General features: G+C 39.8%; 12 protein-coding genes and 2 pseudogenes. 8 read left to right on the top strand and 6 right to left on the bottom strand.

What is annotated here, in order from left to right; all coding sequences use genetic code 11:
• Positions 1 to 219 precede the first annotated feature (219 nt).
• The 6 genes and pseudogenes from Q9Q86_RS01620 to Q9Q86_RS01645 all read left to right on the top strand — a co-directional run.
• On the top strand, positions 220 to 3,306 hold the full coding sequence (locus tag Q9Q86_RS01620; RefSeq protein ID WP_112987438.1) for a DNA translocase FtsK 4TM domain-containing protein: 3,087 nt from the start codon (positions 220 to 222) through the stop codon (positions 3,304 to 3,306).
• A gap of 128 nt (positions 3,307 to 3,434) precedes the next feature.
• Positions 3,435 to 3,872, top strand: a pseudogene (locus tag Q9Q86_RS01625) (LysE family transporter); the annotation flags it as partial.
• Between the two features lie 84 nt (positions 3,873 to 3,956).
• The gene (locus Q9Q86_RS01630) at positions 3,957 to 4,340 is read left to right on the top strand and encodes a transposase (protein WP_004762545.1); all 384 of its coding nucleotides are present in this window, start codon (positions 3,957 to 3,959) and stop codon (positions 4,338 to 4,340) included.
• Positions 4,337 to 4,672, top strand: a complete 336-nt coding sequence (gene tnpB / locus Q9Q86_RS01635) for an IS66 family insertion sequence element accessory protein TnpB (protein WP_157938043.1) — start codon at positions 4,337 to 4,339, stop codon at positions 4,670 to 4,672. The genes Q9Q86_RS01630 and tnpB overlap by 4 nt, the downstream gene beginning before the upstream one ends.
• 74 nt (positions 4,673 to 4,746) lie before the next feature.
• On the top strand, positions 4,747 to 6,372 hold the full coding sequence (locus Q9Q86_RS01640; protein WP_157938044.1) for an IS66 family transposase: 1,626 nt from the start codon (positions 4,747 to 4,749) through the stop codon (positions 6,370 to 6,372).
• Positions 6,373 to 6,407: 35 nt separating this feature from the next.
• Positions 6,408 to 6,593: pseudogene (locus Q9Q86_RS01645) on the top strand (LysE family transporter); the annotation flags it as partial.
• Positions 6,594 to 6,630: 37 nt separating this feature from the next.
• On the opposite strand, the gene Q9Q86_RS01650 reads toward Q9Q86_RS01645, so the two are convergent.
• The 6 genes from Q9Q86_RS01650 to Q9Q86_RS01675 form a co-directional block, all read right to left on the bottom strand.
• Positions 6,631 to 6,918: a PA4642 family protein gene (locus Q9Q86_RS01650; RefSeq protein WP_004952694.1), complete on the bottom strand. Its 288-nt coding sequence runs from the start codon at positions 6,916 to 6,918 to the stop codon at positions 6,631 to 6,633.
• Between the two features lie 181 nt (positions 6,919 to 7,099).
• Entirely contained in the window at positions 7,100 to 7,372 is a 273-nt protein-coding gene (minE, locus tag Q9Q86_RS01655; RefSeq protein WP_004663449.1) for a cell division topological specificity factor MinE, read from the bottom strand.
• A 2-nt stretch (positions 7,373 to 7,374) separates the two neighbouring features.
• Positions 7,375 to 8,187 (bottom strand): septum site-determining protein MinD, encoded by an 813-nt coding sequence (gene minD / locus Q9Q86_RS01660; RefSeq protein ID WP_004913932.1) that lies wholly within the window; start codon positions 8,185 to 8,187, stop codon positions 7,375 to 7,377.
• A 65-nt stretch (positions 8,188 to 8,252) separates the two neighbouring features.
• A complete protein-coding gene (gene minC / locus Q9Q86_RS01665) occupies positions 8,253 to 8,972 on the bottom strand; it encodes a septum site-determining protein MinC (protein WP_112986351.1) in 720 nt (239 codons plus the stop codon).
• Between the two features lie 117 nt (positions 8,973 to 9,089).
• Positions 9,090 to 10,148 (bottom strand): preprotein translocase subunit SecA, encoded by a 1,059-nt coding sequence (locus Q9Q86_RS01670; protein WP_112986352.1) that lies wholly within the window; start codon positions 10,146 to 10,148, stop codon positions 9,090 to 9,092.
• A 24-nt stretch (positions 10,149 to 10,172) separates the two neighbouring features.
• The gene (locus Q9Q86_RS01675; RefSeq protein ID WP_112986353.1) at positions 10,173 to 11,090 is read right to left on the bottom strand and encodes an acyltransferase; all 918 of its coding nucleotides are present in this window, start codon (positions 11,088 to 11,090) and stop codon (positions 10,173 to 10,175) included.
• 387 nt (positions 11,091 to 11,477) lie between these two features.
• Between Q9Q86_RS01675 and Q9Q86_RS01680 the strand changes: the two genes are divergently transcribed.
• Together Q9Q86_RS01680 and rep are read left to right on the top strand one after the other, a co-directional pair.
• Entirely contained in the window at positions 11,478 to 12,140 is a 663-nt protein-coding gene (locus Q9Q86_RS01680) for an OmpA family protein (RefSeq protein WP_112986354.1), read from the top strand.
• 184 nt (positions 12,141 to 12,324) lie between these two features.
• Positions 12,325 to 14,364: a DNA helicase Rep gene (gene rep, locus Q9Q86_RS01685; RefSeq protein ID WP_004960037.1), complete on the top strand. Its 2,040-nt coding sequence runs from the start codon at positions 12,325 to 12,327 to the stop codon at positions 14,362 to 14,364.
• Positions 14,365 to 14,386: the final 22 nt, after the last annotated feature.

Below are 14,386 nucleotides of genomic sequence, written 5' to 3' on the forward strand. Positions count from 1 at the left end.
TATACGTGAATCCGTAGGGGAGTGGGCTAAATCGATGATGATAATATTGATTAACTCAATCGAATTGCGCTATATCCGATCAGGATGTTAACAACAACAGTAAACAATCGTGCATCTTTTTTGTAAGAACACGTGCATAATATTAGACTTATTGATTAGGGTTGTTTAGACCTTAAATAATAGACAAACAAATAACGAAATTGGGTTACAGGACTGTATATGACTGCGGTGTCAAGTGTTTATGCACAACGCTTTTTAATGACATTATTTTTGATTTCTTTTGGCATTTATCTATTTCTTGCCACAGTAACCTATACTCCATTTGACCCAGGTTGGATGCATATATCTAGTGATACCCAACAGGTTTCCAATGCGAGCGGTGTTGCAGGTGCTTGGATCGCAGATTTGTTATTTGGATTCTTAGGATGGGCGAGTTTGCTGCTCCCGATTTTTTTGTTTATTGAAGCAATCCAAGTATGGTGGCCAAGAAGTTTCCTTAACCGTCCGTTTCGTTATGCGGCACAATTCTTTCTCGTGTTATCTGTGGCGAGTTTGTTCTATCTGCACTGGAATACTCCTGCGGACACTCTAGATAATGCAGCTGGTGGAATTATTGGTTATGAGTTGGGACAAAGTCTGACTGGCTTGCTGACAATATATGGTGCAACGTTATTTTTACTTGCATTCAGTATTTTATTATTAACTTTAGCCTTTGGAATCCAGTGGGATAAAACATGGATTACTCTAAAGAAAACACCCGCATATTTGCAGGATTTATTTTATAAGAATGTACCTCAACAAGAGTCAGCGTATGATCGTACTGAACAAATTACGATGACTGAAACACCGTTAAAAACCAATGCTCAGACTTCTGCTACTGTAGGTGCAGAACCAGTACTAGCCAATCATTCTACTCACGATATTATAAACCAAGAGACTCAAACTAAATTTGATGATTCTCATCATCAGGTATTGGCTGAGCGATTATTTGCCGATGTGGCCGCAAAAGAACAACAACGCATGAATGCCCAAGAATCAAAACCAGAGGACGATTTCGAGCAAACATTAAAACGTGCGCACCAATTCGAGGCTGAAAGTCAAAGACTCATACAAACTGGTGAGGTTTGGCGTGCACTGCAACATGATGAACAAAGCCATAAACAAGAAATAGATGCTTTACTGAAAGCTGCAGATGATCGTAACGAGCTTGATGATCATCAGATGTTAAATACATCATCACATTCTAATGTTGTTCAGAAAACTAATCATCGTGATTTAGATTGGAATGATGATGAAATTTTTGATGAATTACTCGCTGCTGTTCCAAATAGCAAAACAGCGACAGATGTTCATACACCATTCAATCAAGAGTTGCAGACTTCTTCATTGCAACAAAAACAACAGTTTGAGGTGGATGAAGATATTGATGAATTTGAATTCGCTGTAAAGCCAGAGAATACTGTAGTCGTTGAAGAAAATATTCATTCCCCGATAAGTGCTCATGATGAGGTGAAACAAACTCAGAAATCTGAATTTGATGACTTCGATGATTTATTGATAGACGAAGATGAGTTTAAGACACCTTCGACAAGCACAAGTTATGCCCAGTCATCTGCTTTCGTAAAAGCACCAATTGAAGTTGAAGTACCAAAAGAAAAATTATCTAAGGAAGCATTCATCGAGGCATGGCAGGAAACAGCTGGTAAAGCAGAACCAGAATTAGAAATCGATTTGGATGATGATTTTGATCTAGATGCTCCTTTAACTGATGCTTTCGGACGACCAATGTCACGAGCAATGCAAGTTGCCCAAAAGCGACGCGACTTACCTACCTTGCCTGGTTTGGAGTTGTTAGACCGTGTTGATCCAAATAAGAAAGTGAATTTTACAGCCGATCAATTGGCTAGATTATCTGAATTGCTTGAGATCAAACTGCAAGAATTTAATGTCAAAGCACAAGTGGTGGAAGCACAGCCTGGACCAGTAGTGACACGTTTTGAACTTGATCTTGCACCAGGTGTTAAAGCATCAAAAGTTACTAATATTTCACGCGATCTAGCGCGTTCAATGTCGATGGCTTCCGTACGTGTTGTTGAGGTTATTCCTGGTAAACCATATATCGGGATTGAAGTACCTAATAGTTCTCGTGAAATGGTGCGCTTGATCGAATTATTGGAAACCCCAACTTATCGTGATCCAAATAACTTGATCAGTATGGCGATGGGTAAAGATATTTCAGGCAATCCCGTACTGACTGATTTAGCGAAAGCACCACATATGCTCGTAGCGGGAACAACAGGCTCAGGTAAATCGGTTGCAGTAAACTCGATGATTTTATCGATGTTATTAAAGTATACCCCTGATCAATTGCGCTTAATTTTGATCGATCCAAAACAACTTGAGTTGGCAAACTATAGTGATATTCCTCACTTATTGACACCTGTAGTAACAGACATGAAGGATGCTGTTAGTGCTTTAAATTGGTGTGTAAATGAGATGGAGCGTCGTTATAAGTTGATGTCATTCTTGAAGATTCGTAAATTAAGTGACTATAACCGTAAAGTTGAAGAAGCGATTGCAAATGGTGAGGATTTAATTGATCCGACGTGGAAACCTAGTGATTCAGCGACTCAAGAAAGAGCACCTCGATTAACACCATTACCTTCGATTGTTATTGTTGCCGATGAATTTGCAGACATGATCATGCAGGTGGGTAAAAAAGCTGAAGAAATGATTACGCGTTTAGCGCAGAAATCACGTGCCGCTGGGATTCATCTTTTACTTGCAACACAACGTCCATCTGTCGATGTTATTACAGGTCTCATTAAAGCCAACATTCCAACGCGTGTGGCTTTACGTGTGAACAGTAAGATCGATTCACGTACTATCCTTGATGCTGGTGGTGCAGAGGACTTACTTGGACATGGTGATATGTTATTCCTTGGACCAGGTAAAATCGAGCCTGAGCGTGTTCACGGTGCATTTATCAGTGATGATGAAGTGAACCGTATATGTGATGCTTGGCGTGAACGTGGTGAGCCAAATTATGTAGATGAAATCTTGACGCCGTTCGATGAAGAACCTACATCACGTGGTTTTGAAGATGGCGATGGTGATCCTAGTCGGGATGCTCTATATGACCAATGTGTTTCTTTTGTTTTAGAAACCCGAAAAGCTTCAACTTCATCACTTCAACGTAAATTTAGTTTAGGTTATAACCGAGCTGCACGAATTATCGATCAGATGGAAGAGAATGGAATTGTGAGCTCAATGGGAGCAAACGGAAAACGAGATATTTTGATTTAAACTAAATGATCATTTAAAAGAGCCTCAATTTCGAGGCTTTTTTATTTTCATTTTTATAGATTAAATATGGTAAAAATCACGTTTTTTAATTAAGCTGATAGATCATCGTCTCAGCATCGAGATCAGTTATGTTCATCGCTTTAAGTACGCTCATTTTCATTCATTTTTGTGCATTGATTACACCTGGTCCAGATTTTTTCCTTGTGTCGCAAACAGCAGTAAGTCGTTCACGTAAAGATGCTGTATTAGTTGCAGTTGGAATATGCATGGGCGCGATGCTGTGGTCTTTGTTGGCATTAATGGGACTGAATATCATTTTTGAGAAAATGGCTTGGCTTAAACAAGGACTTTTGATTGCTGGTGGTTTATATCTGTGTTGGCTCGGTTATCAGATGCTGCGTTCAGCATTTTCTAAACAAAAGCAGGAAATCAAACAAATTACCTTACCTCAATCAGCATGGTTGTTTTTTATAAAAGGTTTGCTCACTAATTTATCCAATCCTAAAGCAGTCATTTATTTTGGTAGTGTGTTCTCGCTCTTTCTTGCTAATCCACTTTTTGATCGTAAGCGTCCGCTGAACACACCTTATGAATTCATCCTATAAGCCTTAATTTAGTCCCCACTTAAAAACAAGTGGGGACTAAAATTTATGACTACAAATCACCAGACATCCATCGCATCTCTTGCGAAAAAACGAAGAACATACAGTGCTGAATTTAAACAGCAGATCGTTCAGGCTTGTAAAGCACCGGACGTTTCAATTGCTTCGGTCGCTTTGCAACATGGATTGAATACAAATCTTGTATCCAAATGGATTCGCTTAATTGATGGTAAGCCAGGGAATGATCGCTCACCACTACCGAATAAACCTGCATTTATTGCCTTATCTTGCTCTGCACCATTAGATCCTACTCCTACTGACATGTTAACGGTTCAAATTACTTTACCCCACTCAAAAGCAGAAATTGGCTTGAAATGGCAAGTATCAGAAATATCTGCTTTAGCAGAATTACTCAAGGCACTTGCAACATGATCCGCATTGATGAAATCTGGCTTTCTACCCAACCTCTGGATATGCGAGCAGGGATGGATACTGTCATTGCTCAGGTGGTGAGAACCTTTGGCTCGATCAAGCCGCACTGTGCTTACCTGTTCTGTAATAAACGTGGTCATCGTATGAAAGTACTGGTGCATGATGGACTGGGCATCTGGCTGTGTGCCCGGCGGCTGGAACAGGGCAAATTTCACTGGGCTAAGCTTCACCAAGGTGAAACCGTGGCCCTCAGCCCGGAACAGTTACAGGCACTGATCCAGGGTTTGCCCTGGCAGCGCATTGGACGACAGCAGGTGGTGACGATGCTTTAAACCAGGCTGTTCCATTCCGCTATTCTCCAAACGTTCTATTTCATTCTTCTCATGACCTCAGGCATACTGCGGTCATGAATACGCTGCCTGACTTAAGCCAACTGACCCATGAACAACTGCTGGAATTTACCAGACAGTTGGCGCTGCAGCATCAGTCTCTAGCACAATCAAACCAGCAATTAGATGCCAGAGTTCAACATCTTGAAGTCACCAATCAGCAATTAGATTCTAAAGTTCAACATCTTTCTATTCTCAATCAAAAATACGAGCATGAACTCGCACTATTTAAACAGCACAAATTCGGCAGTAAAAACGAACATCTCACTGCAAAACAAATCCATCTCTGGGATGAAGCGGTTGAAGAAGATATTGCTGCTGTTGATCTGGAACTGGAACGGCTGAATGCAGATAAAACCGATGCAGCGACACAGAAAGCCAAAACCAATAAACCTAAACGTCGACTGCTGCCCGATCATCTACACACCATTCGTATTGAGCATGAACCAGCATCAACCCAATGCAGTTGTGGCTGCCAGTTACGTCGTATCGGCGAAGATATCAGTGAAAAACTGCATTTCAGACCGGCACAGTTCTATAAGGAACAGCATGTGCGTGGCAAATGGGTCTGTGATCAGTGTGACACCCTGACTCAGCAAGCGATGCCCGCCTATGTGATTGATAAAGGCATTGCTTCACCTGAACTGCTCAGCCATGTGCTGGTATCGAAGTATGCCGATCATTTGCCGCTGTACCGTCAGCGCCTGATCTATCAGCGGGCGGGCATTGATCTGTCCAGATCTACTTTATCTGACTGGATAGGTCGCTGCGGTGTGGAACTGGAACCTCTGGCCAATGCCTTAAAACAGGTGGTGCTGCAACAGCGGGTGATCCATGCAGATGAAACACCAGTCACCATTATGCGGATGGGTGATGATGAGAAAAAACCGAAGAAAGGTTATGTCTGGGCCTATGCCACTACACAGTACAATCCAGTTCAAGCGGTGATCTATGACTTTCAGGATAGCCGTTCAGGTCAGCATGCTGCAGAGTTCTTGAATGGCTGGCAGGGTTATCTGGTCTGTGATGATTACAGTGGTTATAAAGCACGCTTTAAATCAGGCGATGTCATTGAGGTGGGCTGCATGGCGCATGCACGTCGTAAATTCCATGAGCTACATGTGACTGGGAAAAGTCAGATCGCTGAACAGGCATTACTGATGATTCAGAAACTGTATGCGATAGAAGCCGAACTCAGGAAAAAGACCGATAGTACAGCAGAACACCGCCGCGAATACCGACAACAGCACAGCCAACCGGTGATGCAACAACTGTATGAATGGCTCAACCAACATTATCTGACGGTGCCATCGAGTTCTCCAACCGCCAAGGCCATCAATTACAGTCTGAAGCGTTGGCCAGCCTTAAGCCGCTATCTGGATGATGGCAATCTACCCATTGACAATAACTGGGCAGAGAACTCAATGCGCCCCTGGGCATTGGGCCGTAAGAACTGGTTGTTTGCAGGTTCGCTGCGCAGTGGACAGCGAGCGGCAAATATCATGACTTTAATCCAGTCAGCAAAGCTGAATGGGTTGGATCCGTATGCCTATCTCAGTGATGTGCTGAAAAGGCTGCCGACGCATAAAGCGACCCAAATAGAAGAATTACTGCCACATCGCTGGAAATCCAACTCAAATTAAAAAATAGGCATGGGGTTCAGCGGACGCTTACTTTTGATCAACATCATTTCTTATTGTTTATCATAATAGCTGTTGAAACATTGGTATGGTTTTTACTTGTGGCTTTTGTATTTTCGCTACCTACATTCAGAAATGCTTACCAGAACTTTGCTAAATGGATTGATGGTATTTCTGGAGGGCTCTTTACTTTGCTCGGTGTTTATTTGATTGGTAGCCGATAACAGAGAAATCAAAGCCTGCTTGAAGCAGGCTTTTTTATTATGCAAATTTCGCTAGGACTTCTAAGAATCCATCTTTTTGACGAGGAAATTGTGCAATTACATCATGAATGCGTTGCCCTTCAGGGTTGGTTGCATTTAAGTCACGACCATCTGCTAAGAATTTAGTAATTAATCGTTCGTAATCATTTGGGCGCATATGTTTAAACGCATGATATAGAACGTGAAAGTCAGCATTTACGCCTGCTGGAGGAAGTTGGTTGAGGTAGGCAAAAACACGCTCATCTGACCATTCTTCATTGAAAGTTGCTGGCTGTGATAATGCCATGACAATCTCCTGAATTTAAAAATAATAAAGGCAAAATACGATGCAGGATCAGAAAAGCGTTAATTCTCTCAATTTATTCGAAAAAAGTATTTCAAAACAATTGTGAAAATAAAACTCAAACTTTTCAAATTCTGTTGTGTATTTTGCCTTTATTTACAAAAAATCGCTAATTGAAAAACTTCTATCGATCTTCAGGTAAATTGATATTCATTTCCAGCATTTCGATGTTAGCTTCTGAACGAACTTGCATTTGGATGTGCTGTTCGTCTACACCACGAACATAACGACTTACCACTTGCATGATCTCTTTTTTCATTTGATCAATTTTGTCTTGGCTTAAACGACGACCAAGACCTTGTTCAGACGCAACAATAACTTTTAAGCGATCTTTGGCAGTTTGTGCACTTGATGGTTTTTCATCACTGCTAAAAAGTTTACTCCAGAATCCTGCCATAATTACGCTCCAAATAGTCTAGCTAACCAACCTTTTGGCTGTACTGTGATGTGTCGATATGGACGATCCTCACCAAGGAAACGAGCAACTAAATCATCATAGGCTTGTCCTGCTTTTGCTTCAGAGTACAAAATAACAGGTTTACCTTCGTTTGATGCTTGAAGTACGCTTGGACATTCAGGTACAACACCTAGTGTTGGTACACGTAAAATGTCTTTTGAAATATCGTCAATCGTGAGCATTTCTTGTTTATCCGCTCGTTCAGGATTGAAGCGAGTAATACAAAGATGCTTACGAATACGTCCTTCGTTTTGCTCAACTTTTTTAGTTTTGCTGTCTAACATTCCGATGATACGGTCGGAGTCACGAACAGATGAAATTTCAGGGTTTGTTACGATGATTGCTTCATCAGCATGATACATGGCAAGGATAGCGCCACGCTCAATACCTGCTGGAGAATCACAAATGATGTAGTCAAACTCTTGAGAAAGTTCATCAATAACTCGTGCAACACCTTCATCACTCAAAGCATCTTTATCACGTGTTTGTGATGCAGGAAGAATATATAAGTTTTCAATATCTTTATCACGGATCAGTGCTTGCTGTAAGCGAGCTTCATTATTGATGACATTGACAAAGTCATAGACTACACGACGTTCACAACCCATAATCAAGTCAAGATTACGCAAACCCACATCGAAATCAATCACAACAGTTTTATGACCACGTAGGGCTAAACCTGTTGCAAAAGATGCACTTGTTGTAGTTTTACCTACACCACCTTTGCCTGACGTTACGACAACAATTTTGGCCACCGAATCCACTCCTATTTATGGTCATACGCCCCTAAAAGGGCTTTTTTGGTGTTTAATGTGATAACTTAAAACTGCAAGGCTTCAAATTCAAGCTCTTGCTTGTTATTTAAATAAATATGTACAGGCTTTTTGATCATATCTTTAGGAATATCATCTGCTACACAATAAGTACCCGCAATAGAAATTAATTCTGCTTCAAGCGAATTGCAAAAAATTCGTGCGGACATATGTCCACCAACACCAGCAATGACTCTACCACGAGCATTCCCGTAGATGTGAATATTTCCAGATGCAATTACTTCAGAACCACTATTCATGCCAGCATTCAAGATAATATCACCCTGATCTTGCACTAGACATTGTCCAGTTCGCAAAATTTCATCATGATATGAGGTGATATGCGGACTTGATGTAGCTTTTTGTGGTATTTCTTTTGCAGCCTGATCTGCTGGTTTTTCGACAACATGTTCGATGACTTGTTCTTTAGATGCTTTGATCCGCTGTAAAGGTTGATCTGCGGGCAATACAGGGAATTGGATTGCACGTGCTTCATCACCTAAGATTCCATCGATTACAGCCATAGGTTGTAAACCAATATCAATCAGTAGCTGTATAAGAGCAATCAATTCTTGTTCAACGGTACTGTCTAGAATGACTAAAGTTCCTAAATAGGAACCTTCGTTTAGTGTGCTAGTAAGTTGCTGTCGGATTGCATTGTGGTCATTTGTGTCGAACGTGAGTCGACTAAAATTCACCATTCTGCCCGTAATCCGTATGTCAGCCATAATTTATCCTTCAGGGCTTTTTAAGCACTCTATTGTGTTTAAGCATGTTGTAAATAAAAGCAAATGCTAGAACAAATTACACGAATTCTCTAGCTTGATTAGTAAATTTTCTTGTAATCACACTGTTTTTTTATCCAATTGATCATATTCATTTAATGTTTGTTGCCATTGTTTAACTTTGACTTGTTTTCGAATCGCTTCGAGGCTTTCATAGACTACTGATTCTACGAGTTCTTCTAAGTATTGGTTATCAATATTTAATTGACTGACTTTTTCTGCGATCAGTAAATAGTTTTCATTTGGACGTTCAAATGAGCCAACTGTGAACGGTTCAATCAAACCCGCGGTAATGTTTTCACCCAAACGTTGTCCGATACTTTGAATTTGTTGTTCTATACGACTGCCAACAATAGGAATCAGACGTAATAGTTGAGTCAGTTCAGGTGTATCTTCGATTGCTTGGTTAACAATATGACCTACTTTTTGAGTAATGATTGGTTGTTGCTGTTGTAAAGCTTTTGCGAGCGATTCTTGCAACATTGACGATAGTGTCACAGTAAATAATTGACGATGATGATCGACTAGATCATGAATAATTTTTTTATGACTTGAGCTAGTGTCCAGTTCGTGTTTAATGCCATCGATTACTGTGATCACAACCCGATCAGAAAGTTCTTCCATGACAACACGATAATAAAAAATTGCTTTTAAGCGGATGCTATCGGGTACAACTTTATATCCAAGCTCATGTAAACGATACGCGATAATCCCCGCACGGAATAAACGCAGAAAGCGAAAGTGGGGGATAATTGCAACAATTTCATACCAGTGAATAAATGGAAAGAACCACCAACGTGCGTGATGCTTTTGTATGATTGATAGTAGCCAACGAATCGCAAGCTCCACGATCAGGAAGATAATAAACCAAGCTTCAGTCGTGATAACCCATGGATGTAGATAGCTACGATAAAACTCTAAAACGCTATAGAGGTGAATGGTGTTAAAAAACCATTCACCAATATTACTCATCAGGAAGAAGTTCATTCCTAGACAGAACAAATTGAAAACAATAATAAAAACCATGAAAATGTCATAAATAAGAAACAGCTTGAAGAACTTACTGTTCGGATTAACATAGTTATATTTAGAGTTTTTATCAGTGTCCTGCTGGGTCATCTTTCTGCTCAATCCTTGAAGAGATTATGAATTATATATCGATTTGAGTTGACTAATAAGTTGATCTTTTTCAGTCCAGATTTGATCTACCCATTTCTGAAAGCGTTCACGATAAACTGCATCATCTTCGTAATTTCCACCCAAAACCCAATCAGGAATTTCAATTTTGCGTAAATCAACAGCAATGCTTGAAACGTCACCTAACCAAAAGTCCCCATAACCTGGTGCACCTTCAGGATAGACAATCGTCATATCTACTAATGCATCAATTTTGTCACCAAGTATGTTTAATGCTAAGGCTAAGCCACCTGCTTTGGGTTTAAGTAGATTCTTATAAGGTGATTGTTGTTGTGCATGTTTTTCAGGCGTAAATCGAGTACCTTCTAAATAATTGAGAAGGGTGAATGGCTGACTTAATAGTTGTTCACATGCCTTACGTGCTTCTAGCAAATCACGATGTTTGAGTTCAGGATTTTTAGCAATTTGTTCTTTGGTATGGCGTTTCATCATTGGGAAACCCAAGATTTTAAAAGCCTGACCTACAAAAGGAATAAAGATCAGCTCCCACTTCGTAAAAAAGCGAGTAAGAGGCATTCTATTCAGACCAAAATATTGATTAACCGTTGTATCCACCCAGCTTTGATGATTACAAATCATCATATAGCGACCTTGTAGATTGAGATCTAATTTTTCATCAATGGTGATGTCCCATTTTAGATTTGGTAAAACTTTCTCAATCAGTTGGTTGTTTACCCCAATCCAGCTATTGGCTAGTTGAATATTGGTTTCGTCTACTTTGGCAGATTTTTTGAATAATTTAGTGAGACCTAAAGCCAGAACAGGAGGTCCATGTAGAAATGTACTTCCTGTGATCACAGAACTAACAGTAAGACCTTTACTGACCTTTCGCAATAATGATGTTTTCTTATTCGCGGTAGACATAAATCGAACCTTGAGGCAGATGTTTTGAAAAGATGGATTAACTATAAACAACAGTGATTTAAATACAACTGTATATTTATTGATATTGACATTTTTTTATATATTTAAACCATTTGAATTAATTTTTCTGTGCAGAAAACGTGAATATGTCGCATATGTACAAATTTTAGTTTGTTTGCGAAGCTTATTCTAACTTATAAATTTCCTTGATTTCTTCACAATTGGATAAACATGAAGAAACTATGATTAAGTTGAAATGTAAAGTGCATCAAAATATTACAAAAATACAAATAAACTGTTTATTATTAACAAAATATCAATGGTCTAGCTGAATTTTCTCATTCATTATCTGTTCAGACAACAAAATACATAGACAGGAGCTACGCGATGCGTGCATTAGTTATTTCAACACTCGTAGGGGCTGGATTGGTACTTTCTGGTTGCCAAACAATGAGCGGACAAGGTAATGATATCGGCGGTGTTTCATACGACAAAGCTGCTTTAGGTACATTAATTGGTGCAGCTGCAGGTTATGGTATCTCAAAAGGTAATGCTAACTCTTCTTCACAAAACAACCGCGCAGCTGCGATTGGTGCAATCCTTGGTGGTGCGAGTGGTTTATATCTCGATAATAAAGAGAAAAAATTACGTGCTCAAATGGCAGGTACTGGTGTAGAAGTTGGCCGTAACCCAGATGGTTCTGTCCAGTTGATTATGCCTGGTAGCATCACGTTTGATACAAATAAATCAAACATCAAACCAAACTTCTACGGCACTTTAAACAAAGTGGCGCAAACTTTAGCTGAAGATAATAAGAGCGCGATCTTAGTTACTGGCTACACAGACAATACTGGTAATGATTCAATCAATATCCCATTGTCTCAAGCACGCGCTCAATCAGTTAAAAACTATTTAGCAGGTCAAGGTGTTTCAAGCAACCGTATTGATGCACAAGGTTTAGGTTCTTCTAATCCTATCGCTTCAAACGCAACTGCGGCTGGTAAAGAACAAAACCGCCGTGTTGAAATCAGCATTTATGCTAAACAGTAATTAATATTGCTGTAAAAAGACCACCTTCGGGTGGTTTTTTTATTGCCAAGTTTTTAGTACGACAAATAGTGACGCCATCTTGGAGTAAGACATCATAATTTATACATATCCTCAGATTTATTATTGGGATTCTAAAAAATAGATGTCTATAATCATGCTCGAAAACGTGAGAGGTATTACAACGATGTCATCTGCCAGTCAACTCAATGACAAGCAACTTGAAGCCATGAAATATGTTCAGGGGCCATTGTTGGTGCTTGCAGGTGCAGGCTCGGGTAAGACTTCTGTAATCACTCGAAAGATCGCTTTTCTGGTTCAACAATGTGGTATTCCTGCGCATCGTATTACTGCGATGACTTTTACCAATAAAGCTGCACGTGAAATGAAAGAGCGTGTCGGTAAGTTGCTTTCACGTGAAGAAGCTAAAGGGCTTTCAGTCTCTACATTCCACACATTTGGTTTGAATTTGCTTCGAATAGAGTTAAAACATTTACCTTTAAAAGCGAATTTTTCGATTTTGGATGCAGATGATTGCAAAAGAATCCTGATGGATCTAATGCAGCGTGACAACCTATCTGGAGCAGAAAGTAAAGAACTGATCGCGAAAGCCATGAAGAAAATTTCGGATTGGAAAAATGATCTGGTCATACCTGAGCAAGCTCATTCAACATGTGAAACACCTGAAGACGTTCAGCTTGCTCATTTGTATCAACTTTATGAACGTAATTTGAGAGCTTATAACGCTGTAGATTTTGATGACTTGATCGTAATGCCGACACGATTGCTTCAGGAAAATGCTGAGGTTCGTGATAAATGGCAAAATCGTGTTCGTTACTTACTCGTCGATGAATATCAAGATACCAATACAGCACAATATACCTTAGTGAAATTGCTTGTTGGGGTGATGGGGCAGTTTACTGCGGTAGGTGACGACGATCAGTCGATTTACGCTTGGCGTGGTGCAAAGCCTGAAAACATGGCTTTATTAAAAGATGATTTCCATAATCTTAAAGTAATTAAGCTTGAGCAAAACTATCGTTCTACCAGTCGAATTTTAAAAGCGGCGAATGCTGTCATTGAAAATAATCCTCATATCTTTGATAAAAAGTTATGGAGTGATAAAGGGCACGGTGAAACCATCCGTGTAATCACGTGTTTAAATGATGATGATGAAGCTGAACGTGTAGTTAAAGATTTAATCACGCATAAATTGATGAATGGAAAAAATTGGAAAGATTACGCGATTCTGTATCGTGGTAATTTCCAAGCACGTGTTCTTGAAACACAACTGCGTCAGATGCAAATTCCATATAAATTGTCAGGTGGTCAATCATTCTTCGCCCGCGCTGAGATTAAAGACGTAATGAGTTACTTACGTCTCATTATCAATCCCGAAGATGACAGTGCTTTTTTACGTATTATCAATACGCCGAAACGTGCAATTGGTCCTGTCACTTTAGAAAAGTTAGGTCTATTTGCTCAAGAAAATACCCTATCTTTATTGACGGCTTCTTCTGATCAACGTCTTGCAATGGTTTTACCAAAAAAAGCGGCGACTCAATTACATGAGTTTGCAGACTTTATTGCGACTTTTACACGTGAACTGTTAGATGATGACGAACCAGTACCCAAAGTACGTCAAATGATCAACGAAGCAGGCTACATTGATTATGTTCGTGAGCAAGCTGCAACGCCAGCTCAAGAAAAAACGAAGATCGATAATATTGAAAGTCTGTACACAAGTATCCAAAACTTAATTAATCGTACAGACGATGTCGATGAAAAAAATATTGAAAGTGTCATTCGTAAATTGGTTCTTCTAGACATGTTGGAGCAGCAACAGGAAGAAGAAGATACAGATAAAGTCAATTTGTTGACATTGCATGCTGCGAAAGGTTTGGAATTTCCATACGTCTACATGATTGGTTTAGAAGAAGAGTTATTGCCACATAAGAACTCGATTGCGTCTGAAACCATTGAAGAAGAACGCCGTTTGATGTACGTAGGGATTACCCGTGCGCGTCAAGGTCTAACATTAACGCTTGCAGAGCAACGTAAGAATGGCGGTCAAATGCGACAAATGACTCCGAGTCGTTTTTTAGATGAATTACCACAAGATGATTTAGAGTGGCACGGTCGTAAAAAGAAACTAGCACCAAATGTTGACCCTAAAGAACAGGCTCAACAGTATCTTGCCAATTTAAAAGCATTATTGAAACGTTAAAGATTATTTGTAGGAAGTTGTA

The organism is Acinetobacter sp. A22 (assembly GCF_030913345.1).
GTDB lineage: Bacteria > Pseudomonadota > Gammaproteobacteria > Pseudomonadales > Moraxellaceae > Acinetobacter > Acinetobacter junii.

What these genes read in the sequence shown, in the direction of transcription:
- Q9Q86_RS01620 (WP_112987438.1), top strand. Translation starts at nt 220, where the DNA reads ATGACTGCGGTGTCAAGTGTTTATGCACAACGCTTTTTAATGACATTA.
- Q9Q86_RS01630 (WP_004762545.1), top strand. Translation starts at nt 3,957, where the DNA reads ATGACTACAAATCACCAGACATCCATCGCATCTCTTGCGAAAAAACGA.
- tnpB (WP_157938043.1), top strand. Translation starts at nt 4,337, where the DNA reads ATGATCCGCATTGATGAAATCTGGCTTTCTACCCAACCTCTGGATATG.
- Q9Q86_RS01640 (WP_157938044.1), top strand. Translation starts at nt 4,747, where the DNA reads ATGAATACGCTGCCTGACTTAAGCCAACTGACCCATGAACAACTGCTG.
- Q9Q86_RS01650 (WP_004952694.1), bottom strand. Translation starts at nt 6,918, where the DNA reads ATGGCATTATCACAGCCAGCAACTTTCAATGAAGAATGGTCAGATGAG.
- minE (WP_004663449.1), bottom strand. Translation starts at nt 7,372, where the DNA reads ATGGCAGGATTCTGGAGTAAACTTTTTAGCAGTGATGAAAAACCATCA.
- minC (WP_112986351.1), bottom strand. Translation starts at nt 8,972, where the DNA reads ATGGCTGACATACGGATTACGGGCAGAATGGTGAATTTTAGTCGACTC.
- Q9Q86_RS01670 (WP_112986352.1), bottom strand. Translation starts at nt 10,148, where the DNA reads ATGACCCAGCAGGACACTGATAAAAACTCTAAATATAACTATGTTAAT.
- Q9Q86_RS01675 (WP_112986353.1), bottom strand. Translation starts at nt 11,090, where the DNA reads ATGTCTACCGCGAATAAGAAAACATCATTATTGCGAAAGGTCAGTAAA.
- Q9Q86_RS01680 (WP_112986354.1), top strand. Translation starts at nt 11,478, where the DNA reads ATGCGTGCATTAGTTATTTCAACACTCGTAGGGGCTGGATTGGTACTT.
- rep (WP_004960037.1), top strand. Translation starts at nt 12,325, where the DNA reads ATGTCATCTGCCAGTCAACTCAATGACAAGCAACTTGAAGCCATGAAA.